General features: G+C 64.3%; 7 protein-coding genes. 6 read left to right on the top strand and 1 reads right to left on the bottom strand.

Annotated features, from left to right (window positions below):
• Positions 1 to 642 (top strand): extracellular solute-binding protein (locus tag Q0996_RS09935; protein WP_299618396.1); only part of this gene is annotated, 642 nt, incomplete at its 5' end.
• 139 nt (positions 643 to 781) lie between these two features.
• Here the strand turns inward: Q0996_RS09935 and Q0996_RS09930 are convergent.
• Positions 782 to 2,413, bottom strand: coding sequence for an iron ABC transporter permease (locus Q0996_RS09930; RefSeq protein ID WP_299618393.1), 1,632 nt, complete (start codon positions 2,411 to 2,413; stop codon positions 782 to 784).
• A gap of 545 nt (positions 2,414 to 2,958) precedes the next feature.
• Here Q0996_RS09930 and Q0996_RS09925 point away from each other — a divergent pair.
• The 5 genes from Q0996_RS09925 to Q0996_RS09905 all read left to right on the top strand — a co-directional run bounded on the left by Q0996_RS09925 (position 2,959) and on the right by Q0996_RS09905 (position 8,843).
• Positions 2,959 to 5,922: a chemotaxis protein CheW gene (locus Q0996_RS09925; protein WP_299618390.1), complete on the top strand. Its 2,964-nt coding sequence runs from the start codon at positions 2,959 to 2,961 to the stop codon at positions 5,920 to 5,922.
• The gene (locus Q0996_RS09920; RefSeq protein ID WP_299618387.1) at positions 5,919 to 6,416 is read left to right on the top strand and encodes a chemotaxis protein CheW; all 498 of its coding nucleotides are present in this window, start codon (positions 5,919 to 5,921) and stop codon (positions 6,414 to 6,416) included. The genes Q0996_RS09925 and Q0996_RS09920 overlap by 4 nt, the downstream gene beginning before the upstream one ends.
• 89 nt (positions 6,417 to 6,505) lie before the next feature.
• Positions 6,506 to 6,871: a PleD family two-component system response regulator gene (locus Q0996_RS09915; RefSeq protein ID WP_299618384.1), complete on the top strand. Its 366-nt coding sequence runs from the start codon at positions 6,506 to 6,508 to the stop codon at positions 6,869 to 6,871.
• Positions 6,871 to 8,004 (top strand): chemotaxis response regulator protein-glutamate methylesterase, encoded by a 1,134-nt coding sequence (locus Q0996_RS09910; protein ID WP_299618381.1) that lies wholly within the window; start codon positions 6,871 to 6,873, stop codon positions 8,002 to 8,004. The genes Q0996_RS09915 and Q0996_RS09910 overlap by 1 nt, the downstream gene beginning before the upstream one ends.
• A complete protein-coding gene (locus Q0996_RS09905) occupies positions 8,001 to 8,843 on the top strand; it encodes a protein-glutamate O-methyltransferase CheR (protein ID WP_299618378.1) in 843 nt (280 codons plus the stop codon). Before Q0996_RS09910 ends, Q0996_RS09905 begins: the two co-directional genes overlap by 4 nt.
• The last annotated feature ends 189 nt before the right edge of the window (positions 8,844 to 9,032 follow it).

Genomic DNA, 9,032 nt, shown 5'->3' with positions numbered 1-9,032 from the left:
GCCCGCGTCATCTACTACGACAAGACAAAGGTGAAGGCCGGCGAGATCACCTCCTATGAGGATCTGGCAGATGCAAAGTGGAAGGGCCGCCTCTGCATCCGCAGCAGCTCGAACATCTATATGCAGTCGCTGCTCAGCTCGATCATCGAACACAAAGGCGAAGCGGTCGCTCAGAAGTGGGCCGCGGCGGTGGCCGGAAATCTCGCCCGTGATCCGGTCGGCGGCGACACCGATCAGATCCGCGCCATCGGCGCCGGCGAATGCGACGTTGCCGTCGGCAACACCTACTATTTCGTTCGCCTCATGAAGAAGCCGGAGGAGAAGGCTCTGGTCGACAAGATCGGCGTCGTCTTCCCCAACCAGGGTGACCGTGGCACCCACGTGAATATCTCCGCTGGCGGCGTGCTTAAGACTGCGCCGCACAAGGAAGCCGCCATCAAGTTCCTGGAGTACCTGGCAAGCCCGGAGGCGCAGCGTTATTTCGCGGACGGCAACAACGAGTATCCGGTTGCCGCCGGCGTTGAGCCGAACCCGACGCTCAAGTCGCTCGGCGGCTTCAAGACCGATCCGGTGAATGTGGCGGTCTATGGCGAAAACCAGCCCAAGTCGCAGAAGATCTACGACACCGTCGGCTGGAACTGATCTCCAGCCAGACGGGCTGGCACTTTCCGGCACACACCGGGCCCCGCCGTTCGGCGGGGCCCGGTTTCGTTTCGGAGCGACGCGCCGGTCCCTGAACGGTGCGGCCTATCGTTGGAACACCGCGGCCGGTCGAAGGGCGTCAGATTTCGTCCTTTACTGTCCGGCTTCCTTGGCCGGGCCGGCCGCGGGCGATGGCGCGGCTCAACAGAATGACCGGCGGGATGCCGACTGCGACGATGGTAAGGGCAGGGGTCGCCGCCTCGGTCAGGCGTTCGTCCGCAGCAAAGTTATGCGCCTGGACGGCCAGGGTATCGAAGTTGAAGGGCCGCATGACCAGGGTCGCCGGCAGTTCCTTCATGACATCGACGAAGACGATGAGGGCTGCCGTCAGCAGGCTGGGCCACATGATCGGCGCATGAACCTTCAGCAGGGCGGCCAGGGGACGGGCCCCCAGGGTGCGGGCGGCATCGTCCATCGACAAACGGATCTTGGACAGTCCGCTGTCGATGGTGTTCAGGGAAACCGCCAGAAAGCGAACGAGATAGGCAAAGACCAAGGCGGTGATGCTGCCGGTCAGCAGCAGGCCGCTTGAGATGCCCCAATTGGCGCGCAGCCAGGCGTCCAGGGCGTTGTCGAAAGCGGCAAAGGGAATCAGAACCCCGACGGCGATAATGGTTCCGGGGATGGCATAGCCCATCGCCGCCATCCGGTTTGTGGTGCTGACCAGCCACCCGCCCTGAAGGCGCCGGGCGTAGGCCATCAGGGTCGCCAGGACCACCGCCAGAACCGCCGTGACCGCGGCCAGGGTCACGCTGTTGCCGACGAGATCGAAGTAGCGCTTGCCGAATTGCTGGTCGCCGGCCTCCAGCGCCATGGAGAAGAGCACACCGGTCGGCAGGAGGAAGCCCAGAAAGAGGGGCAGCAGGCAGGCAATGAAGGCTGCGGCGGCGGCAAGGCCCCGCAGGCGATGGCGTTGCAGCTTCTGATAGCGGTTGGTCGCCTGGTGGAAGCGGGCCCGGCGGCGGCTCTGCGCCTCGAAGAACAGCACGAGAAACACAAAGATAAGCAGGACCGAGGCAAGCTGTGCGGCGGTGGTCCGGTCGCCGAAGGCGATCCAGGCGCGGACGATCCCCGTGGTGAAGTTCGGCACGCCGAAGAACGAGACGGTGCCATAGTCGGCCAGGGTTTCCATCAGCGCCAGGGCCGTTCCGGCGACGATCGCCGGCCGCGCCAGCGGCAGGGCCACCCGCAGGAAGCTGGTCCAGGGCCCGCAACCCAGGGTCCGGCTGACGTCCAGGGCGCAGATCGATTGATCCAGAAACGCCGTGCGCGAGAGCATATAGGCGTAGGGATAGAGCACCAGGATCAGCATCGCCACGGCGCCGCCCAGCGAGCGGACCTCCGGGAACCAGTATTCCCGATAGGAAAGGCCGGTCAGCTCGCGCAGCAGGCTCTGGAGCGGCCCCGCCGGCTGCAGGAAATCGGTATAGGCGTAGGCGATCACATAGGCCGGCATGGCCAGGGGCAGGATCAGCGCCCACTGGAAGACGCGCCGCCCGGGAAAGCGGCACATGGTCACCAGCCAGGCCGTCCCCGCCCCGATGATCGGAACGCCGAGGCCGACGCCGAGGACCAGCACGGCGGTGTTGACCAGATAGCGGGGCAGCACCGTGGACGCCAGATGATTCCAGGTCTCCCCGCTGGGCTGGGTGAGGCTCAACAGGACGCCCAGAATCGGGATGAAGAACAGCACCGCCAGAACGGCGGACATCCAGGTCAGCGCCCCCCAGCTTCTGGGCGACCCCACCCCCGACAACGGTCGGCCGGCACGGCGCGGCGGCAGGGCCAGAACCGCCGTTTCCGAAATCGGCGGGGTCGGCCCCATGGGGGGCGTCGGGGAGGCGGGCCTGTTCACGGTGTTTGCTGCAAGCGTCCTGGTGTTAGGGGCCGGGTGAGGGGACGGGTGGCGCGTTCAAAGCGGCGCTGCCGGCCGATCACGCCGGGGGAACCGACGGAGAGTAGCGGACAATCCTGAAAGTGAGAAGCAGTCTCATGCAACGGGAAATGATCTAATCATTCCGTACGGCTGGCCACATCAAATTGTCGAGGCAACCCCTTGGCCGGGCTTGGCTCCGACTTGCCACAAATGCCCCGCACCAGAGTTTTCTCAAGGGTTCCGCGTGGTTAGGCGCAGCGTGGGTAAGGGGATCTTAATTTCTGTTTGTCACTGTTCGTCGTCTTTCTGGGGGCAAGGGTCAGCAAGCGTCTATGCCCCTACAGGATGCCCGTGGGTCGGGCAAGAGTGGGACTGCGACGATGGACGATCTGCTAAGCGAATTTCTGACCGAAACCAACGAGAGCCTTGCGGAGTTGGATGTCGAGCTCGTGCAGCTCGAGCAAAACCCCAATGACCAGGAGCTTCTCGGGAATATTTTCCGCTTGATGCACACCATCAAGGGCACCTGCGGATTCCTTGGGCTTCCGCGCCTTGAGAGCGTGGCTCATGCGGGTGAAAACGTTCTCGGCAAGGTCCGTGACGGCGAAATCGAGGTGACCCCCGAGGCGGTGACCTTGATCCTCGAGTCCATCGACCAGATCCGCGTCCTGCTCGAACAGCTCGAGGCCACGGAAGCCGAGCCGGAAGGCGAGGACACCGACCTCATCGCGCGGCTGAACGCCTTTGCCGACGGCGGCGGTGCGGCCGCCGCGACCCCGGCTGAGGAGAGCGCCGCAGCGCCCGCTGAAGCGGCGGCGGAGCCGGCCGAGGCTGACGCCGCAGAGGCGCCCGGCGATGCCGCCGGCGGCGACAGCGGCGAGGTCTCTCTGGACGAACTTGAAGCCGCCTTCCAGGCCGCGAAGGGCCCCGAAGAACTGGCTGCCGAGGCGGCAGCGGCGGAGGCCGATGAGAAGGCGGAGGATGCGTCTGCGGAAGCCGCGCCTGAGGAGGCTCCCGCAGCGGCCGCCGAGTCCAAGCCCGAAGCGAAGGCCGAGCCAGCGCCTGCCAAGCCGGCACCCGCGCCGGCCAAGGCGAAGGCGAAAGAGGCTGCCCCTGCCGCCGACGGCAAGAAGGAAGGCTCCGTCGCCAACCAATCGCTGCGCGTCAACGTCGACGTGCTGGAGAACCTGATGACCATGGTCTCCGAGCTGGTCCTGACGCGCAACCAGCTGCTGCAGATCCTGCGCAGCCAGAGCGAAAGCGAGTTCGCCGCCCCGCTCCAACGCCTCAACCATGTGGTCTCGGAGCTTCAGGAAGGCGTGATGGCCACACGCATGCAGCCGATTGGCAATGCCTGGGCCAAGCTGCCGCGTATCGTCCGCGATCTGGCCCATGAACTCGACAAGAAGATCGACCTGGTGATGAAGGGCGCGGAGACCGAGCTGGACCGCCAGGTGCTCGAGCTGATCAAGGATCCGCTCACCCATATGGTCCGCAACTCCGCCGACCACGGCCTCGAGGAGCCGGCCGACCGCCTGGCCGCGGGCAAGCCGGAAACCGGTACCGTGATCCTCAACGCCTTCCACGAGGGCGGTCACATCATCATCGAGATCTCCGACGACGGTAAGGGGCTCTCGAGCGAGAAGATCAAGAAGAAGTGCATCGATAACGGCCTGGTGACAGAAGCCGACCTTGAAACGATGACGGAACAGCAGATCCAGCAGATCATCTTCAAGGCCGGCTTCTCGACCGCCGCAGAGGTGACCTCGGTCTCCGGCCGCGGTGTCGGCATGGACGTCGTGCGCACCAACATCGAGAAGATCGGCGGCACGATCGAGCTGACCTCGGTCGAGGGCCGCGGCACCAAGTTCGTCATCAAGATCCCGCTGACCCTCGCCATCGTCTCTGCGCTGATCGTCGAATGCGCCTGCGAGCGCTTCGCCATCCCGCAGCTTTCGGTCGTCGAGCTGGTGCGGGCCTCTGCGCATACCGAGCACACCATCGAGCGCATCAACGACACGCCGGTCCTGCGCCTGCGCAACCGCCTGCTGCCGCTGGTCAATCTGCGCGACCTGCTGAAGCTTGAGAAGGCGGCGGGACTGCGCTGTGGAGAAGCGGCGGCCGAGCCCGTCCAGGCGCCGGTCGAGGTGTCGGCCGAGGCACCGGCCGAGGCGCCAGCGGAGACCGCCGCCGAGCAGGTCCCGGCGGCCGATGCCGGCGAGGCCGATTCCCAGGCGGCAGCGGCCGGGCCGGAGGAGGAAGACGACGTCTTTGTCGTCGTCGCCCAGATCGGCAACTACTCGATGGGCATCATCGTCGACCGCGTTTTCGACACCGAGGAAATCGTGGTCAAGCCGGTGGCGCCGATCCTGCGCGACATCCAGCTTTTCTCGGGCAACACGATCCTCGGCGACGGCAGCGTCGTGATGATCCTCGATCCCAACGGCATTGCCGCGTCCACCGGCGAGATCTCGGTGGTCGAGGGCAACGAGGACGCGGTCAAGGACCGCAGCACGGCAAGCCGTGGCGACAGCGTTGCCATGCTCGTCTTCCGGGCCGTCGACGACACGCCGAAAGCGGTTCCCCTGGCCTTGGTCGCGCGTCTCGAGGAGATCGACCTGGCACAGGTCGAATTCTCCAACGGCCAGTACGTCGTTCAGTATCGCGGCCAGCTTATGCCGCTGATCCTCATGGAGCCCGGCCAGCAGCTCGAAAGCGAGGGCCGCCAGCCGGTTCTGGTCTTCGTCGATCGCAACCGCACCATGGGCCTCGTGGTCAAGGAGATCGTGGACATCGTCGAGGATCGCATGAACATCGAGCTGTCCTCCGACCGTGCCGGCTACATCGGCACCGCTGTGATCGGCGAGAAGGCCACCGATGTCATCGATGCCGGTTATTACCTGACCCAGGCGTTCCACGACTGGTTTGCCGCGGAGCGCGGCAAATCGGAGGAGGAGGGCTCCGGCCGGCGTCTTCTGCTGGTCGACGACAGCCCCTTCTTCCGCAACCTGCTGCAGCCGCTGCTTACGGTCTCCGGCTACGAAGTGGTCTGTGCCGAATCGGCCGATGCGGCTTTCGAGCTCTGCGAGGCGGGCGAGGACTTCGATGTCATCATCTCGGATATCGAGATGCCGGGCATGGACGGTTTCGAGTTTGCCAAGAAAGTCACCAGCGACTCCCGCTGGGCGGATGTTCCGATGGTGGCGCTCTCCAGCTTCACCAACGCGAGCGATTTGGAACGCGGCCGGAATGCGGGCTTCAAGGACTACGTCGCCAAGACGGATCGAGACGCCCTGCTGAACACCCTGCAAGACACGCTTACTGACCTGAGAGGTGCGGCATGAGCAACGGCGAACAGAACTCGGCCGAGACTGAGCAGGGCGCTGAGGACGGCGCCTTCGCGGAAACCGAGGATTTCGTCACCTTCGTCATTGCCGACCAGCTTTTCGGCATTCCCGTTCTGAAGGTGCAGGACGTCCTGAGCGCCCACAACATCACGCGCATCCCGCTGGCGCCGCCGGAGATCGCAGGATCGCTCAATCTGCGCGGCCGTATCGTCACGGCCATGGATGTCCGTCTTCGCCTCGGCCTGCCGTCCAGGCGGGAAAGCGTTTCGATGAGCATCGTCGCCGAGCATGATGGCGAGCTCTACAGCCTCATGGTCGACTCGGTCGGTGAGGTTCTGGCCCTGGACGGTTCGGCCTTCGAGCGCAACCCGCCGACCCTGGATCCGAAGATCCGCGACTATTCCGTCGGCATCTACCGCCTTGATGACAAGCTGCTGGTCGTTTTGGACGTGAACCGGCTGTTGGATTACGAGCGGGTTCAAGCCGCTTAAGAGAGCCTGCGATGCGTAGGGGTACGGGGCTCAGGGGAACAACGAATGCTGCCGCGGCCTGCAACCGCTGAGAAAGTTGGAGCGACAAAATGAAATCCTGCCTGATCGTAGATGACTCGAAGGTCGTGCGCATGGTCGCGCGCAAGATCCTGGAGGGTCTGAGCTTCAGCACCGAAGAGGCCGAGGACGGTCAAAAGGCTCTTGAGGCCTGCCAGCGCAGTATGCCCGACGCGGTGCTGCTGGACTGGAACATGCCGGTGAAGAACGGGCTGGAGTTCCTTCAGGACCTGCGAGCCCTGGGCGGTTCCGAGCAGCCGGTCGTGGTGTTCTGCACGACCGAGAACGACATGAACCACATTCGCCAGGCCATGGAGGCCGGGGCGAACGAGTACATCATGAAGCCCTTCGACAGCGACATCATCGAATCGAAATTCGCTCAGGTAGGTCTTATTTGATGACGGACTCCAGGTCCAATTCCGGAAACGGCGATCCATTCCGTGTCATGGTGGTGGATGACTCGGCAGTCATCCGCGGACTCCTGACACGTTCGCTGGAGGCTGACGACAGCCTCCAGGTCGTCGCATCGGTCGGCAATGGCGAGGTCGCCATCAAGTCGCTGGACCGCCACGACATCGAGGTCGTCATCCTGGACATCGAGATGCCGGTGATGGACGGTCTGACCGCCCTGCCGAAGCTGCTCGCCGCGAAGCCTGGCCTTCAGGTGATCATGGCCTCCACGCTGACCCGCAAGAACGCGGAGATCAGCCTGCGGGCCCTGCAGGCGGGGGCGGCGGACTATGTGACCAAACCGAGCTCGACGAGCGAGCTGACCTCGGCTCAGGTCTTTCAGCGCGAACTGATCGAGAAGGCCAAGGCACTGGCCGGCGCGGCCCGGAACGGCAAGAACATGCCCTCCGGCCGCAAGACGACCGGCAGGGCACCAGCCAAGACCGGTGGCGGTCTCTATGGCGAGCGGACCGTCGTGCTGCGCAAGGCACCTTTGCTCTGCCCGCGGGTGATCGCCATCGGCAGTTCCACGGGCGGCCCGCAGGCCCTTCTGGAAGTGCTCTGCGACATGGCGCCGAAGGTGGGCGTGCCGATCCTCATCACCCAGCATATGCCGGCGACCTTCACCACGCTGCTTGCCGAGCATATCGGGCGCGCCACCGGGGTGCCGACGAAGGAAGCCGTCGACGGCGAAGCGGTCGAACCGGGCCGGATCTACCTGGCGCCGGGCGACTACCACATGGTGGTCAAGCGCGGCGACGGCGGCGACAAGATTTCCCTCAACCAGGACGCGCCCGAGAACTTCTGCCGTCCGGCAGTCGACCCGATGCTGCGGTCCATGGCGGAGATCTACGGCGCCGGTCTGCTGACCATCATCCTGACGGGAATGGGCAGCGACGGTCAGAAAGGTTCGACCAAGGTCGTCGAGGCCGGCGGTTCGGTGATCGCGCAGGACGAGGCGACGAGCGTGGTCTGGGGTATGCCGGGGGCGGTCGCCACCAGCGGTCTTTGCACCGAGGTACTTCCGCTCAAGGAAATCGGACCGAGGGTCCGCAAGTTGGTCATGAGGTCTGCGGCATGAATGTGAACGACTTCGAGTATATCGCGGAGCTGCTCTACAAGCGCTCCGGATTGGTGATCACGCAGGAGAAGGCTTACCTGCTGGAAAGCCGCCTCAATCCGGTTGCCCGCAAGTGGGAATTGGACGGCTTCGAGAATCTCATCTCGCAGATGCGTGCCAAGAACGACGAGCGCATGCTGGTCGATGTCACCGAAGCGATGACGACCAACGAGTCCTTCTTCTTTCGGGACAACAGGCCCTTTGACCAGTTCAAGGACGTGGTCCTGCCGCACCTGACGGAGACGCGCAAGACCCAGAAGAAGGTTCGGATCTGGAGCGCCGCCTGTTCCAGCGGGCAGGAACCCTACACCCTGGCCATGATCCTCAAGGAGGAAGCGGCGAAGCTAGCCGGATGGAGTTTCGAGATCGTCGCAACCGACCTCTCGAACGAAATCCTGAGCAAGGCCCAGGAAGGCCTCTATTCCCAGTTCGAGGTCCAGCGCGGTCTGCCGATCACCCTGCTGATGAAGTACTTCACCCAAGAGGGCGACAAGTGGCGCATCAGCGACGAGATCAAGCAGATGGTGAAGTACAAGCCCTTTAACCTGCTGGAGGATCCCGGCGCCTTGGGCCGCTTCGACGTGGTCTTCTGCCGCAACGTGCTGATCTACTTCGATCAGGAAACCAAGGGCAAGGTGCTCGACCGGATCGCCAAGATCATGCCGGATGACGGCTTCCTCTACCTCGGCGGGGCGGAAACCGTGTTGGGCATCTGTGATTCCTTCGAGGTCATTCCCGGCCAGCGCGGCGTCTATCAGCTCACCAAGGGCTCCCAGGCGGTCGAGCTCAAAGCCGGGTAAGGGCACGGGCCGCATTGCGGCGGACAAGTATTCTTTAGGGTCTTTTTGTTTTGGCGGCGCCGGCCCGCACCCCCTCCCGGCCACCCACGAGGATAATCGCATTGGGTGGCCGGGAGGGGGTGCGGGCCGGAACCGGTTCGACGTAAGTCGAAAGTGATCCCAGCGCATCAAGAATCGGAAAGGGAGGGC

It is taken from the genome of Pelagibius sp. (genome assembly GCF_028289705.1).
Lineage (GTDB): Bacteria > Pseudomonadota > Alphaproteobacteria > Kiloniellales > Kiloniellaceae > Pelagibius.
This window is presented reverse-complemented; position numbering and strand designations above follow the sequence as displayed.